Origin of the sequence: Acinetobacter sp. COS3, from assembly GCF_000475335.1 — a bacterium.
Taxonomy (GTDB): Bacteria; Pseudomonadota; Gammaproteobacteria; order Pseudomonadales; family Moraxellaceae; genus Acinetobacter; species Acinetobacter venetianus.
This window is the reverse complement of the sequence record NZ_AXCD01000064.1, coordinates 1-299: the sequence shown is the minus strand read 5'-3', so window position 1 is coordinate 299 and position 299 is coordinate 1. Positions and strand designations below refer to the sequence as shown.

1 pseudogene is annotated in these 299 nt (G+C 52.2%); it reads right to left on the bottom strand.

From position 1 onward, the window contains the following. A pseudogene (locus IO68_RS30465) lies at positions 1-299 on the bottom strand (hypothetical protein); the annotation flags it as partial.

Genomic DNA, 299 nt, shown 5'->3' with positions numbered 1-299 from the left:
TCAATCACACCAGTGACGAGATCAATCGGACTACCATCGGTACCACCTGTAATGCCATCGATCACACCAGTGACTAAATCGACAGGGCTACCGTCTGTTCCACCCGTGATGCCATCGATTACGCCAGTGACAAGATCAATCGGGCTGCCATCGGTTCCACCAGTAATGCCGTCAATCACGCCAGTGACAAGATCGATTGGGCTGCCGTCTGTTCCACCCGTGATGCCATCAATCACGCCAGTCACAAGATCAATTGGACTACCGTCTGTTCCACCCGTAATGCCATCAATCACACCAGT